Annotated in this window: 13 protein-coding genes; 9 read left to right on the top strand and 4 right to left on the bottom strand. The window is 53.2% G+C overall.

Annotated features, from left to right (window positions below; translation table 11 throughout):
* Positions 1 to 43: 43 nt before the first annotated feature.
* On the top strand, positions 44 to 550 hold the full coding sequence (locus tag P40081_RS00515; RefSeq protein ID WP_042132720.1) for a YwhD family protein: 507 nt from the start codon (positions 44 to 46) through the stop codon (positions 548 to 550).
* Between the two features lie 93 nt (positions 551 to 643).
* On the opposite strand, the gene P40081_RS00520 is transcribed toward P40081_RS00515, so the two are convergent.
* The 3 genes from P40081_RS00520 to P40081_RS00530 form a co-directional block, all read right to left on the bottom strand.
* A complete protein-coding gene (locus P40081_RS00520; RefSeq protein WP_039303876.1) occupies positions 644 to 1123 on the bottom strand; it encodes an AbrB/MazE/SpoVT family DNA-binding domain-containing protein in 480 nt (159 codons plus the stop codon).
* A 270-nt stretch (positions 1124 to 1393) separates the two neighbouring features.
* Complete coding sequence (locus tag P40081_RS00525; RefSeq protein ID WP_042132721.1) at positions 1394 to 2074, bottom strand: DNA-3-methyladenine glycosylase; 681 nt, start codon at positions 2072 to 2074, stop codon at positions 1394 to 1396.
* A 99-nt stretch (positions 2075 to 2173) separates the two neighbouring features.
* Positions 2174 to 4246, bottom strand: coding sequence for a transglycosylase domain-containing protein (locus P40081_RS00530; RefSeq protein ID WP_042132722.1), 2073 nt, complete (start codon positions 4244 to 4246; stop codon positions 2174 to 2176).
* Positions 4247 to 4468: 222 nt separating this feature from the next.
* Between P40081_RS00530 and P40081_RS00535 the strand changes: the two genes are divergently transcribed.
* The 5 genes from P40081_RS00535 to argS all read left to right on the top strand — a co-directional run bounded on the left by P40081_RS00535 (position 4469) and on the right by argS (position 8980).
* On the top strand, positions 4469 to 5326 hold the full coding sequence (locus tag P40081_RS00535) for a carbon-nitrogen hydrolase family protein (RefSeq protein ID WP_042132723.1): 858 nt from the start codon (positions 4469 to 4471) through the stop codon (positions 5324 to 5326).
* Positions 5327 to 5341: 15 nt separating this feature from the next.
* On the top strand, positions 5342 to 6010 hold the full coding sequence (locus P40081_RS00540; RefSeq protein ID WP_042132724.1) for a GNAT family N-acetyltransferase: 669 nt from the start codon (positions 5342 to 5344) through the stop codon (positions 6008 to 6010).
* Between the two features lie 59 nt (positions 6011 to 6069).
* Positions 6070 to 6738, top strand: a complete 669-nt coding sequence (locus P40081_RS00545) for a hypothetical protein (RefSeq protein WP_042132725.1) — start codon at positions 6070 to 6072, stop codon at positions 6736 to 6738.
* Between the two features lie 116 nt (positions 6739 to 6854).
* Positions 6855 to 7298: a YwiB family protein gene (locus P40081_RS00550; protein WP_042132726.1), complete on the top strand. Its 444-nt coding sequence runs from the start codon at positions 6855 to 6857 to the stop codon at positions 7296 to 7298.
* Positions 7295 to 8980 (top strand): arginine--tRNA ligase, encoded by a 1686-nt coding sequence (argS, locus tag P40081_RS00555; protein ID WP_042132727.1) that lies wholly within the window; start codon positions 7295 to 7297, stop codon positions 8978 to 8980. Before P40081_RS00550 ends, argS begins: the two co-directional genes overlap by 4 nt.
* A 90-nt stretch (positions 8981 to 9070) precedes the next feature.
* On the opposite strand, the gene P40081_RS00560 is transcribed toward argS, so the two are convergent.
* A complete protein-coding gene (locus P40081_RS00560; protein WP_042132728.1) occupies positions 9071 to 10270 on the bottom strand; it encodes a S8 family peptidase in 1200 nt (399 codons plus the stop codon).
* 420 nt (positions 10271 to 10690) lie between these two features.
* Here P40081_RS00560 and rpoE point away from each other — a divergent pair, with 420 nt between their 5' ends.
* From rpoE to P40081_RS00575, 3 genes are all read left to right on the top strand, one after another.
* Entirely contained in the window at positions 10691 to 11254 is a 564-nt protein-coding gene (gene rpoE, locus P40081_RS00565) for a DNA-directed RNA polymerase subunit delta (protein WP_039309628.1), read from the top strand.
* Between the two features lie 408 nt (positions 11255 to 11662).
* A complete protein-coding gene (locus tag P40081_RS00570; RefSeq protein WP_039309630.1) occupies positions 11663 to 13270 on the top strand; it encodes a CTP synthase in 1608 nt (535 codons plus the stop codon).
* A 343-nt stretch (positions 13271 to 13613) separates the two neighbouring features.
* Positions 13614 to 14000: a response regulator gene (locus P40081_RS00575; protein WP_042132729.1), complete on the top strand. Its 387-nt coding sequence runs from the start codon at positions 13614 to 13616 to the stop codon at positions 13998 to 14000.
* Positions 14001 to 14029: the final 29 nt, after the last annotated feature.

Below are 14029 nucleotides of genomic sequence, written 5' to 3' on the forward strand. Positions count from 1 at the left end.
TAGCTAAAATTAAATAATTAGTGAATGGAAAGGATGTGCACTTGTGGATAACGTACAACCAGAGGGCAAAAAGCAGATTGCCTTGAATATTGTGAATGCCAAGAGTAAGCATAAAGGCTTCGGGGCAGGCTCCATTGATCTGGGTAATGTATCGCCTGTTATTATTGATCAAGGTATCGCCGTTATCGATATCGGTGCCATGCATGCCAAGAGCAAAGTGGAGAAGGGGATTAAGTTCTCCGTGAACCGTGAGGATGTACCGGAAGGAAGACAGGTCTGGGTGGTCTGGGTTGCTGTGGACCGTACACCGGAGGGCCAGTTCTACGGCGGAATTACCGCCTGTGAGATGTGGATTGATTCCGAAGCCCGCCGGGGCTGGAAGATTCTTGCCGATCATGTCAATAAGCTGGATGCAGCCCTGAAACGGAAGATTATTGTGGAGGGACTTGGGTCTACGGAGCGGAATGCGCTGAAATCATTGCTGATCGCCCATAATGAAGAGTGGTGGGCCGCTTCGCCTGACGAGCTGAAAGCGGCATTGTCGGAGTAGTAAGCTGAACGAACATGCATATCAAAAAACAAGGCTTGGCTCTCTGTTAGCAGAGGGCCAAGCCTTATGTATAAGATGATGGGATATGCGCTGCTACGGAGTCACTCTGCCGGCAGTATTTAGCTTGCGCTTCAACTGGCTTACTCTGGCCTGGCTGATTCCGAGCACCTCGGCAAGCTCCTTCTGGTTGGCATAGGGGTGGTCCTCCATCGCTTTCTCCAGACGCTGGCTCATTTCCTCCGTCTTCGTTCTCCGTCCACTGCGGACAGGTTCGGCGTTCTCCTCTGCAGGGCCCGGAGAGATTGTGATCTCTTCAGATCCGCGCCCGGGGTCGCTCAGCTCTTTGAGGCAGGTATTGCAAATGAATTGATCTTTATAGTAGGTTACATGATCAAGGCTTCTGCAAAATGTGCATTCTGTGGAGGTGTACTTTCTGAGGACGATAATTTCCTCATTCAGAATAAAAAACTCGATGGGATCCCCAATGTCAATATTTCGTGTCATGCGGATTTCTACGGGAACCACAATTCTACCAAGACTGTCTAAACTCCGGATCATGCCTGTATCTTTCATCCCATGTCCCTCATTTACATCTTTATATTTTTTGTGGATATCTCTGATTATAGCAGTAATTGTAAGTTTAGAGAACGGGGAAAGCGCATACAAATTATGTTGTTTCTTGTCGCTTATACGGGAAATAGCCCGTTTTACGGCGCAGGAGAGGGTACGGGGCCGAAAAAATATAAAACCTCTCCCTTCGGGTAATCCCAAGGGAGAGGTTTATTAGGGTTCTCTATTTTTTACCCAAATTAGCACAGCCGAAACAGCGGAATGAAACTATCTTCAGGTGAGGATAACCGGCTGCGCATCCGTGCTGCTGACCGAGACATAGGGATTGCCCCGGAGATAGAAACGCCAAGGCTTCAGTGCGTATTCTTCTGCATAGGGAATATTGATGCGCGGAGCCTGGACAATATCCAGAGATTCCGGGGCTTCACCTTGCTCCAGCCATATTGGCCCCCCGCGGAGATCAAGCCTGGCCATGTTGAGGCTTTTGTCTATCCTCAGTGCCCGGCACAGCTTGCCCGGGCCGCCGGACAGATTCGAAGGCTTCCGGACAGCAATTCCCCGGTATGCAGCCATAAGCTCCGCGTCCCTGGCGGTAAGCGGCTCCACTGCACGGATCAGGACCGCATGCGGTTCGTCTTCAGCAGCGGTAACCACATTGAAGCAATAGTGCATCCCGTAGATCAGGTATACATACGTAGCGCCTCCGGCACTGAACATTACTTCTGTACGGGTTGTCCGCCGCCCTCCGTAGGCATGACTCCCTTTGTCTTCAGCGCCGCCGTAGCCTTCAGTCTCAACAATACGGCAGCGGATATCACCGTCTTCGGTGCGCCGGACGAGATGCTGGCCCAGGAGGCGCGGAGCTGCCTCTACTGCCGCAAGCGCATAGAGTTCAGGCGGAAGCAGCCGCTGCGGGGCGCAATGGTCCGGTTCGCCTGAAGAATTCAGCTTCATGAATGGTTGACACCTTCCTGCGGCGGACTAACGCTTAAGAGAGCGCCTTGCCGGGCTCATCCCATCGTAACGCAAGTCTCCGGCGGCAGCAATGCCGGATCAGTTCATCCACCAGCGTTTGATGTCATTCCATAGCGAATGGTCCTCCTTGACAGGCTCGGCAATCTCAGGGTTGCTCCCACCCGGGGGAGCATCGGTGCCGGAGGCGGCATGCTGGTCGCAGTACTCAGTAGGCTCAGTGCCGCTGATGAAGGTCGTAAGCTCCTTCTCCGGACAGGCTGCTGTAGCCAGCTTGCCGGACTGCGGATTGATATATACGCTGACCACGCCATCGGGAATCGGGAAAATCTTCGGCGGTACATTCTCCAGCGCTTTTTCCGTAAACTGCGCAAAGATAGGCGCTGCACGTCTTCCATCAGCGGTGGCAATATCCCGGCCCTTGTCGTAACCTACCCAGACCGCAGTGGAGAGCTCAGGAGTGAAGCCCACCATCCAGCCGTCTGTGTCGGTAGTGCCTGTTTTGCCGGCGACCGGGCGTTTGATCATCGAGGCTACGCGGTTACCCGTCCCTCCGCTCTCAAATACGCCTTCCATCAGCCGGGTCAGCACATAAGCGGCGGCCGGTTCTACCACAGACTGCCCTTGAGGCTGCGGAGCTTCATATAGAAGGTGTCCGCCCGCATCTGTAATTTTCAGAATTGCGGTAACAGGCTGCTTAACTCCGCCATTGCCGATAACTGCGAAGGCGGAAGCCATCTCCAGCGGACTGACAGGGGAAGTGCCGAGCGCCAGAGACGGGACACTTTGCAGCGGACTGTTGATTCCCATAGCAGCAGCCATAGCGGCCACCTTGTCCGCGCCAATCTTCATAATTGTATTTACGGCATAAATATTGTCGGAAGCGGCAATCGCCTGCTTCATGTTGATCTCACCGAGATACTTATCGCCGAAGTTGCGGGGCTGATAGGTTTTGCGGTTGTTGTCATAGTGGAACAGTGTCGGCTGGCTGTTGAAGACAGACAACCCTGTCATCTCCTTGGAAGACAGCGCGGATAAATACATAATCGGTTTAAAAGAAGAACCGGGCTGGCGTGTGGTAGCCAGGGCATGATTATACGCGCTCGAACGGTAATTGGTCCCTCCAATCATGGCCTTCACATAGCCGGTACGGGGGTCAATGGACACCAGGGCGGTTTCCAGCTCGCTGCTATGGTCCATTCCCTGATCCACGGCCTCTTCCGCAGCCCGCTGCATATCCGGATCAAGTGTCGTGTAGACATTCAGCCCGCCCTGATCCAGTTCGTCACTGCTGATATGCAGACTGTCTATAACGAGGCTGCGCACGTAATCGCGGAAATAAGGAGCGGCTACAGTGGTATCCTTCTGCCCCTGCGGCTTGAAGGTCAGCTTCTCCCTGGCGGCGGCCTCCGCCTGCGATTCCGTGATATCCCCTACATCGACCATGGCTGCCAGAATGATACCCTGCCGCTTAACAGCACTATCCAGGTGCGTGTAGGGCGAGTAATAGGTGGGGCCTTTGGGAACTCCGGCCAGCAGTGCGCTCTCCGCCAGATCCAGGTCAGCGGCTGGTTTGCCGAAGTACATTTGGGCAGCGGCTTCAATACCATAGGCGCCGTGACCATAATAGATTTCATTTAGATACATGTTCAGAATCTCGTCTTTGCTGTATTTCATCTCCAGCTGGAGGGTGTAGAGAGCCTCCTTGCTCTTGCGGGTCCAAGTTTTCTCATGGGTCAGGTACAAATTACGCGCAAGCTGCTGGGTTAGTGTACTGGCCCCTTGCGTACGCCCTCCTGCCTGCAGGTTGGCGAGCACCGCTCTGCCCATTCCTTTGAGGTCAAAGCCGGCATGACTATAGAACTTACGGTCCTCTACAGCCAGAGTGGCCTTGATGAGCAGCGGAGAGATTTGTTTAAGTTCCACAGGATCACGGCTGCGTCCGTCAGTAGTGAAGGTAGTCAGTACATTGCCCCTGAAGTCAAGCAGTCTGGAGCGGATATCATCCCCTAGAGGAGGTAGCGGTTTCTGATATAGGAACCCAAGCAGGACTCCGGCGCCCGCCAGGAACAGCAGGACAGAGAAGAGCATCAGCCGGAAGAGCCGGCGGAGGCGGCGTTTCGGGACTTTGGGTGCAGTAGAATCGCGCGGCATAACATCAGGCTCCTTCTATTTCATGCAGAAACGGCCGGGTTACCACTTAATAAGTGGGCGGAGGCGTCTCTGCTGGTATTCTCCATTATGGGGAAGGAATAGAGGAGATATTCATGCGGCGGCACGCAGCATCTCCATCCTGTGTGATTTTGTGATCTGTTATGGTAAAATTTTAGTTACTTTATGAATGCACGCCATATCACGTATAGGAGGATTGCCGCCATGGCTATTCGCGTATCCGCTGTACAATATCATTTGCATACCATTTCCTCCTTCGCGGAGTTTGCCGCCCGGTGCGAGCACTATATAAGGACTGCCGGGGAGTACGGAGCTGAATTCATCCTGTTCCCTGAATTTCTGACGACACAGCTGATGTCCATAGGCAATGAACAGGGAGAAGCGCTCGGTATAGAGGATCTGCCGCAGTTCACAGAACGTTACCGGGAGATGTTCTCCGGCTATGCCAGGAAATATGCTGTACATATTATCGGGGGCACCCATGTGCTGCGCCGGAACGATAAGCTCTATAATGTAGCTCACCTGTTTTACCCGGACGGAAGAATTGCCGAGCAGGCCAAGCTTCATATCACACCGGCTGAAGTTGAGGGCTGGAATATGGGCGCTGGTGAAGGACTGGAGGTATTCCAGACAGACAAAGGGACCATTGCCATGCTAACCTGCTATGATATCGAATTTCCGGAGATTGTACGCATGGCCCGGGCCAAGGGTGCGGATGTGATCTTCTGCCCTTCCTGTACAGATGACCGTCATGGCTTCCACCGGGTGAGGTATACGAGCCATGCCCGTGCCATTGAGAATCAGGTATACGTTGTACTGACAGGCACTGTGGGCTCGCTGCCTACCGTGGATCTGATGCGCGCCAATTTTGGGCAAGCGGCAGTCATTACGCCTAATGATATTCCCTTCCCTCCGCAGGGCCTGCTGGCCGAGGGGGAAATAGGCGGGGATATGATCATCACTGCCGATCTGGATCTGGAGCTGCTGTACCGCGTCCGTGAGCACGGATCTGTAACTACGTGGCGCGACCGCCGGACAGATCTGTACACGGACTGGACCTAAGGGGGAAGAAAGGGAATGTATTACAAGAGCTTCTACGCTTTTGAAGGTAAAACCCCGGTGCCTGCGGTAATCCGCAGCTATACGGAGGCCGATTTCGCGGAACTGGTCACGATTCAGTCCGAAGCCTTTCCGCCGCCCTATCCTGCAGAGCTGTGGTGGAACCGGGAACAGCTGCTGAATCATGTAACGCTTTTCCCGGAAGGGGCACTGTGTGCAGAGGTGGACGGAGAACTGGCCGGCTCGGTAACGGGACTCAAAATCCATTATGATCCGGAGACACCGGACCTTCATCATACCTGGTCGGAAGTTACGGATGACGGGTATCTCACTACACATCAGCAAAATGGGAATACGCTGTATATTGCCGATCTGTGTGTCCGCCCCAAATACCGCAAGCTTGGACTGGGCAAGGAGCTGGTACAGGCGTTGTATCATGCTGTAGTGGAGCAGAAGCTGGAACGGCTGCTGGGAGCCGGGCGGATGCCGGGCTATCATCTAATGGCCGCCCGGATGCCGGCGGAAGCGTATCTGGCCGGAGTAGTGGCCGGTAGCTGGTCTGATCCGGTCATTACTTTTCTGCTGCGCTGCGGGCGTGTACCGGTCGGCGTTGTAGCGGATTATCTGGAAGATGAGGAATCGGGAAATTACGCAGCGCTTATGGAATGGCGGAATCCTTTTCTATAAGTTTCTCTAAAAGTTTCTATAATAGTAACTACAACCGGTATTGGAGGAGAGCCCTTACTATGGAATATAGAAGGATTACAAATGTAGCCGATCCTTTGTTCAGACAAGTACATCAGCTGCTGTCCGAAGTATTTCCACCCGAGGAAGTGCTGGAATACAGCTTATGGAAGGAACCCTTGGAGGATCCCGGCATTCGTGTGTTCACCGCAGTGCATGAAGGTACAGTTGCCGGCACCACGGAATACCGTTACTATGCGGACTGGAATGTGGCGATGACCGATTTCACTATAATTGGCCGGGAGGGGCTGGGCGTAGGCCGCTTTCTGGCACAGCACCGGCTGAAGGATCTGCAGAAGCTGGCGGCTGACAATGGCAGGGAGCTGTTCGGAATGTTCGCCGAGATTTATGATCCTTACCGGGTAGAGCATGACTTCGGGGGGATTAAGCCGATGGACCCGTTTGTGCGCCGCGAAGTGCTGTCGCATCTGGGGTATAAGCGGATCGATTTTCCGTATGTCCATCCTTCCTGGCAGGGTGACGGGGAGGCGGTATCCGGTCTGGATCTATGCTTTATGCCCGGAAATGAAGAGCTGGAGGAGATCGGGGCGCCGCTCGTTGCTGATTTTCTGACCCGTTATTACGCAGTGCTGGAAGATAAGCCGGAGTCGTGGACCTCCATGGTGGAGCAGCTTAGAAGCAGAGAGCACTTGGCGCTGCTGCCGCTGTAATTATTTTTGCCGGAGAAATAGCCATTGAACTACTCTTCCGGATCAGGATATAGTGTACAATGGGAAAGCGAATATGACCTTAATGAATATTAGTATGAATAAGTGAGGAACGTGCAATGACTGAAGGACAGCAAGGCAAATATGCCGTTAGCGTAACGCTGGAAAGCGTGCAGGGCGGTGAGCGGAGTGTGGTGCAAAGCGCAGGGGAAGCCATTATGAAAGGGCAATTCCTGTATATCCGCTATGAAGAAACGCAGCCAGGCCCTCAGGGCGGTGAAGTTTCTGTGCGCAACACCCTGAAGATTTCGGACAGTGGAATCAAGCTAATCCGCCATGGCGGTGTCCAGTCGGAGCAATCCTTTGAGCCGGGCCAGCGTCTGCCGGGGTTCTACCGCTCGCCTTATACACAGTTTAATCTCATCACCGATACCCGGAAGCTCAACATCATACGCGCCGGAAGGAAGCTTGCGGTTACATGGGAGTACGACTTGTACGTTTATGATGAGTTATCAGGACAGTTCGCTATAAGTTTGAATATACAGGAGGAACCACAATCATGACACAAAGTTTAAATCCGCTTCAGCTAGCCAATGAACGGGTGAAAGAGGCTATTGCCGAGGCTATCGTAGCTGCCGGCCTGGTATCCCGGGAAGAGCTTCCGGCTATCGTGCTGGAAGTACCCAAAGACAAGGCGCATGGAGATATGGCTACGAATGCCGCTATGCAGCTTACCAAAATTGCCAAACGCAATCCGCGGCAAATCGCTGAGGCCATTATCGAGCACCTGGATACCGGCAGCGCTTCTATTGAGAAGGCGGAAATTGCCGGTCCGGGGTTTATCAACTTCACGTTATCCAAAAGCTATCTGTATCCTGTTATTGCCCTCGTTGCCGAGCAGGGTGACGATTATGGCCGCGTAGAGATCGGTAAAGGGCAGAAGGTGGAAGTGGAATTCGTCAGCGCGAATCCTACAGGCAGCCTGCACTTGGGCCATGCCCGCGGAGCAGCTGTCGGGGATGCGCTCTGCAACGTGCTGGATTACGCCGGTTACAAGGTAACGCGCGAGTACTATATTAACGACGCCGGTAACCAGGTCGCCAATCTGTGCAAATCGATCGAGACCCGTTACCTGCAGGAGCTGGGCCAGCCGGCTGAGATGCCGGAGGACGGCTATCACGGGGAAGATATCAAAGGCTTCGCCAAAGAGCTTGTCGCTGAGAAGGGTGACTCCCTGCTTGCAATGACCCCGGGCGACCGCGCTGCGTTCTTCCGCACCTATGGTCTTGCCAAGGAACTGGACAAAATCAAACGCGACCTCAGCCGTTTCCGGGTCAACTTCGATATCTGGTTCAGCGAAACCTCCCTGTACGAGAACGGTGAAGTGCTGCGTTCGCTTGACGAGCTCCGGGAACGCGGTGAAGTATATGAAGAAGAAGGCGCCACCTGGCTGCAGACCACCAAATACGGCGACGACAAAGACCGCGTGCTGATCAAGAATGACGGTACATACACGTACCTCACACCGGATATTGCCTACCATAGCGACAAATACGGCCGCGGCTACGACAAAATGATCAACATCTGGGGAGCTGACCACCACGGCTACATTCCGCGGATGAAGGCCGCCATGTCGGCGCTGGGCAATGATCCCGAGAAGCTGGTCGTGCTGATTGCCCAAATGGTCAGCCTGTTCCAGAATGGCGAGAAGGTCAAAATGTCCAAGCGTACCGGCAAGGCCGTTACGATGGAAGACCTGATGGAAGAAGTTGGCCTTGACGCCATCCGTTACTTCTTTACGATGCGCAGTATGGATTCTCATCTGGACTTTGACATGGATCTGGCGATTTCGACATCTAATGAGAACCCCGTATTTTATGTCCAGTACGCTCATGCGCGCATTTGCAGCATTTTCCGCCAGGCGGAAGAGCAGGGCATTGTGCTGCCGGATACTGGCGACATTGACTACAGCAAGCTGACCGCTGTTCATGAATACGACCTGCTCCGCAAAATCGGTGAGCTGCCGGCGGAAATTACGATTGCTGCTGAAGGTTATGCACCGCACCGCCTGATCCGTTACGTGTATGATCTGGCTTCGCTGTTCCACAGCTACTACAAGGCAGAGCGCGTAATCACCGAGGACGCTGCTCAGACCGTAGCCCGTCTTGCCCTGCTGGGCGCAGCGCGGACGACGATTGCCAACGTCCTGCGTCTGGTTGGCGTTACCGCACCGGACCGGATGTAACCATAGCATGATGCAAAGCGCCGCCCCCGGTAACAGGGGCGGCGCTTTGCATCATGGGCTTGCTGGCTGAGGCGGCAGCACCGCCGCATGCTAAGCCTTCGCCGCTGCTGCGGCTTTGGCGGTGCTGCTGCTGCCGCTGCTGCGCCGTGCCCGGGCGCCTGCGCGCAGCAGGCGCAGCGCATCGGCCGCGCCGCCGCCCAGGGAGGCGCGGCGCTGGCCCTTGCGCAGCCGCACCGGCGAGGCTGTGCGGCGCAGGAGCAGCTTCAGCTCGCGGGGCGACAGCCCCGGCCGCAGCGCGAGCAGAAGGGCCGCGGCACCGGTGACATGCGATGTCGCCATAGAGGTGCCGCTCATTTCTTTATACCCCTCCCGCAGCCAGCAGGAGGGGATGCCCTCGCCCGGACCGTATACGTCGATATACGGTCCGCGGTTGCTGAAGGCGGCGACGCGCTGCCTTCTGTCCAGGGCGCCTACGGCAATAGTCTCCGGATAGCGCGCGGGGTAATCCCCGCCGCGCTTGCCGTCGTTGCCGCTGGAGGCGATGATGGCAATCCCGGCCCGGTAGGCCTTGATCACCACATCATGCAGGGCTTTGCTTCTGTTTTTCATCCCGAAGCTCATGTTAATGATATCGATCTTGTTCTGCACGCACCAATCGATGCCCAGGACAATATCAGACACATAGGCAGAGCCGCTGTGGTCAAAAGCCTTGACCGGATAGATCAGCGCCCTGGGGGCTACGCCCATCATGCCGCGCGTCCCTCCGGCTGCAGCCAGGGTGCCGGCAATATGTGTGCCGTGGCCATTGTCATCGAGCGGCATCATACCGCGGTTCAGCAGATTGACCCCGGAAGCGAGGGAATGCTTCAGATCGGGATGGCGGAAGTCCACGCCCGTATCGATGACGCCGATCTTCACATGAACTCCCGTAGATTTGGACCAGGCCTGCGGGGCGTGAATCGACTTGACCCCCCAGGGCATCATGGCAGAACCGCTTTTATCCGGTGCCACGGAGTGAACCTGAATCCGGTGATCTTCTTCTATACATAGGGAATCAGCATAACGGTCCATCAGCTTTCCTGCTCCGGCGGCGGGCACGAAGAAGGCCCGGATCAGCGTAGATACCTGAACCTGCCGCAGCCCCGGCGTTTTGGTCTTAAGTGATTTCCACTGGGATAGCGCTCCGGCATACATGCGGGGATCGTTGAAGGTCACAATACGCCGCTGGGCATTTGTGGGGGCAGCCTTAATCTCTTCAAGCAGCATCTGCCAAAATCCGTAATAATCCATAAGTTACGCCGTCCCCTCCTCGGTGCCGTGCTGCCATATAGTATGAAAAGAGGCAGACGTCCGAATGGGAACTTGCCCTTTTTTAGCGAAATGGGCTGCCCATCGTGTCAAAAGGCGGAGGATTACATAAAATGAACAGAAGGGAACCGCAAGGCCCCTTTGCAACATCCCGTAAGGAGCCGATCCTTGGCGTGGATACAGTCATGTGCGGAGGGTTTCCCTCCGCCTTTTTGAATTTAGGGGAATCATTTGGGTTACATAGAGGTTACGGATAATCAGCCCTCCTGCGTTTTCCCGCAGAAGCGGGTGTATTAGACTTGCAATTTGCACGCAAATAGGTTTTACTTAGGTTTGTTAATGGATATCATGAATTAAGCATGATTTGTAATGTGAACAATGCGTGAGAGGAAGTGTCCTTTAGTGAGTACGCCACTCAATTTAAAGCTGGACCCTGAGAAAGTTAAAGAAATACCGATGGTCGACCTGGCTTTCCTGGTGCTTAAGGCAGCCAATACGCCTTACTACTACCGTGATCTGATGGTCGAGGTAGCCAAGCTGCGCGGGATGACCGATCAAGAGAGCCAAGATACTATTGCACAGTTATATACCGAGATTAACATTGACGGGCGGTTTGCCTGTGTCGGAACCAACCTTTGGGGCCTGAAACGCTGGTACCCGCTGGAACGCTCCGATGATCCTGTCGGCAACACCAAACGCGTACGTATCATCAACGATGAGGACGACGATTTGGAAGATGACGACTTTGCCGAAGAAGAAGAGAATTACGCTGCGGAGGAAGAGGATTTCGATGCGATTGATGAAGATCGCGACGACCTCTATTCTGACGACGACAGCGAAGAGGAAGTTGACGAAGATGTTGTCATTGATGAAGATGACATTGACGAAGACGAAGCGGATGAGGAAGATTCCGAAGACGGCGAAGAAGACGAAGCCGATGATGAGGAAGAGGACGAGAAATTTTAGAATAGTCTTTCCGGCGGTGTAATTCGTCCCTTGACAGGGGCAGGACCGTCAGAGTAAACTATTGCATGGGCTTATAATGAAAGTTAATATGTTTTCTAAAATAAAAAGTGCCCCGGGTCTACGGGTGTCACTTTTTTGTTTTTTTAAAAGATAAGAATTAATATGCTTCGCGCAATCAATGTTCCTTATCTTTCTCGCTGAAACGGTGCCGTCCTTTAAAGGACGGCAAAGCCGTTTCTACTTGAATGCCAAAAAACTGCGGTTTTCCGTAATTCTGGGGACTCTGGTCTTAAGTTTTGGCGGTTCTGAAGCAACTTTTGGGTTCCCCGGTTTGATGATGGAAAAAAGGGTTACGATAAACAACAAGCGTCCCCTGAATTTCTGGACTTTATTTAGGAGGGTTTTACAGTGACAAAGTATATTTTTGTAACGGGTGGCGTTGTGTCGTCCCTTGGCAAAGGCATCACCGCCGCTTCGCTGGGCAGGCTGCTCAAGAACAGAGGTCTGAAAGTAACGATCCAGAAATTCGATCCTTACATCAACGTAGACCCTGGAACTATGAGTCCTTATCAGCACGGGGAAGTGTTTGTAACCGATGATGGTGCGGAGACTGACCTGGACCTTGGGCATTATGAACGGTTTATTGATATCAATTTGTCGAAGAACAGCAACGTAACCACAGGTAAAATTTATTCCTCCGTTATCAGCAAAGAGCGCCGCGGGGAATATTTGGGCGGCACCGTTCAGGTTATCCCGCATATTACGAATGAAATCAAGGAACGGGTATTCCGCGCAGGCCGTGAGACCGGTTCGGATGTGGTCATTACGGAGATTGGCGGTACTGTAGGGGACATCGAGAGCTTGCCGTTCATGGAAGCGATCCGTCAGATCAAGAGTGACATCGGCCGTGAGAATGTCATGTACATTCATGTTACGCTGATTCCTTACATCAAGGCTGCAGGCGAAGTGAAGACGAAGCCGACACAGCACAGTGTAAAAGAGCTGCGCAGCATCGGAATTCAGCCGAATGTGATCGTGTGCCGTACGGAGTATCCTTTGACCGATGATATGAAGGCCAAGCTTGCTTTGTTCTGCGATATTGATAAGAATGCCGTTGTGGAATGCCGCGACGCTTCAACACTGTATGAAGTTCCGCTTAACCTGCGCGACGAAGGCTTGGACGAGATTGTAGTCAACCACCTGAAGCTGACTACTCCTGCGCCGGATATGCGTGAATGGGAGAGCATGCTGGAACGGATTCAGAAGCTGGAACGTACCGTTGAGATCGCTATTGTCGGTAAATATGTAGCGCTTCATGATGCTTATTTAAGCGTTGTAGAGTCACTGTCGCATGCCGGATTTGCCTCCAATGCCGAAGTGAAACTCCGGTGGGTGGATGCAGAGCTGGTTACGGATGAGAATGTGGACGAGCTGCTGGGCGGCATCGGCGGCATTCTGGTTCCGGGCGGCTTCGGCGACCGCGGGATCGAAGGCAAGATTTCGGCTATCCGCTATGCGCGTGAGCAGTCTATTCCGTTCTTCGGGATCTGCCTGGGTATGCAGGTGTCTGTGATTGAGTACGGCCGTTCCGTGCTCGGAATGACCGGTGCGAACAGCTCCGAGATCGATCCGGCTACCGCGTATCCGCTGATTGACCTCTTGCCTGAACAGAAGGATATTGAGGATATGGGCGGCACCATGCGCCTCGGACTGTATCCTTGCAAGCTTTCCCCTGGTTCATTGGCGATGTCCTGCTATGATGATGAACTGGTCTATGAACGCCACCGTCACCGGTATGAGTTCAATAACGCTTACCGCGATGAGATGGAGAAGGCAGGTCTGGTCTTCTCCGGAACCTCCCCTGACGGCCGTCTGGTTGAGATTGTTGAGCTGCCGGGTCACCCTTGGTTCCTGTCCGTGCAATTCCATCCGGAATTCACTTCACGTCCGAACCGCCCTCAGCCGCTGTTCCGTGAATTTGTCAAAGCATCGCTTACCCATTCCGAACAGCTGTAATAAATATCTTCAGGGCCTGCCGGTCCTGCGGGAGCCTCCTTACGGGGGCTTTCTTTTTTGGAGATGAAGGAAATATACATTTTACACTAAACTTTATTCTTCTATTTTCTCTTGTTATAGATCTCATTTATGATATCTCCCGAATTACAAGGGGACTGTACTACCGCTTTTTAACTGGAAATACACCTTTATATGGCATAGATTTACGCATTTTAACCAATTAGCAGGATTTTGGCTACAAAGCACGAATAATAGGTTTCGTATAGACTAAGTTGAAGCGGGGCCGTTAGCTGTGAGAGGGCGCGGTATAGACAATCTGCCTTAAATTCTGGGAGGGTATCGTATGGAAAAAAAGAAAGTATTAATTGTCGATGATCAGAATGGAATCCGGATTCTCCTCATGGAAGTGTTTAATAGTGAAGGTTATGCCACCTTTCAGGCAGCTAACGGAAAATTGGCACTCGAGATCGTCAAGAACGAATCGCCGGATATGGTTCTGCTCGATATGAAAATCCCGGGGATGGACGGACTGGAGATCCTCAAGCATTTGAAGGAGCTGAACCCGGCGATTAAAGTGATTATGATGACGGCTTACGGGGAACTGGACATGATCAAAGAAGCGACCAAGCTGGGAGCCCTGATGCATTTCACCAAGCCGTTTGATATCGATGAGATGCGGGTTGCCGTTAATATGCATCTGCACAATAAGTCGGTTGATCAATGCAGCTAGCTTAGAAATGAACAGTTTGGGTAAGTCCT

The sequence above is a fragment of the Paenibacillus sp. FSL P4-0081 genome (assembly GCF_000758565.1).
Lineage (GTDB): Bacteria > Bacillota > Bacilli > Paenibacillales > Paenibacillaceae > Paenibacillus_AQ > Paenibacillus_AQ phytohabitans.

Coding starts and splice junctions, on each gene's coding strand:
- P40081_RS00520 (WP_039303876.1), bottom strand. CDS start 1,123: ATGAAAGATACAGGCATGATCCGGAGTTTAGACAGTCTTGGTAGAATT.
- P40081_RS00525 (WP_042132721.1), bottom strand. CDS start 2,074: ATGAAGCTGAATTCTTCAGGCGAACCGGACCATTGCGCCCCGCAGCGG.
- P40081_RS00530 (WP_042132722.1), bottom strand. CDS start 4,246: ATGCCGCGCGATTCTACTGCACCCAAAGTCCCGAAACGCCGCCTCCGC.
- P40081_RS00535 (WP_042132723.1), top strand. CDS start 4,469: ATGGCTATTCGCGTATCCGCTGTACAATATCATTTGCATACCATTTCC.
- P40081_RS00540 (WP_042132724.1), top strand. CDS start 5,342: ATGTATTACAAGAGCTTCTACGCTTTTGAAGGTAAAACCCCGGTGCCT.
- P40081_RS00545 (WP_042132725.1), top strand. CDS start 6,070: ATGGAATATAGAAGGATTACAAATGTAGCCGATCCTTTGTTCAGACAA.
- P40081_RS00550 (WP_042132726.1), top strand. CDS start 6,855: ATGACTGAAGGACAGCAAGGCAAATATGCCGTTAGCGTAACGCTGGAA.
- argS (WP_042132727.1), top strand. CDS start 7,295: ATGACACAAAGTTTAAATCCGCTTCAGCTAGCCAATGAACGGGTGAAA.
- P40081_RS00560 (WP_042132728.1), bottom strand. CDS start 10,270: ATGGATTATTACGGATTTTGGCAGATGCTGCTTGAAGAGATTAAGGCT.
- P40081_RS00575 (WP_042132729.1), top strand. CDS start 13,614: ATGGAAAAAAAGAAAGTATTAATTGTCGATGATCAGAATGGAATCCGG.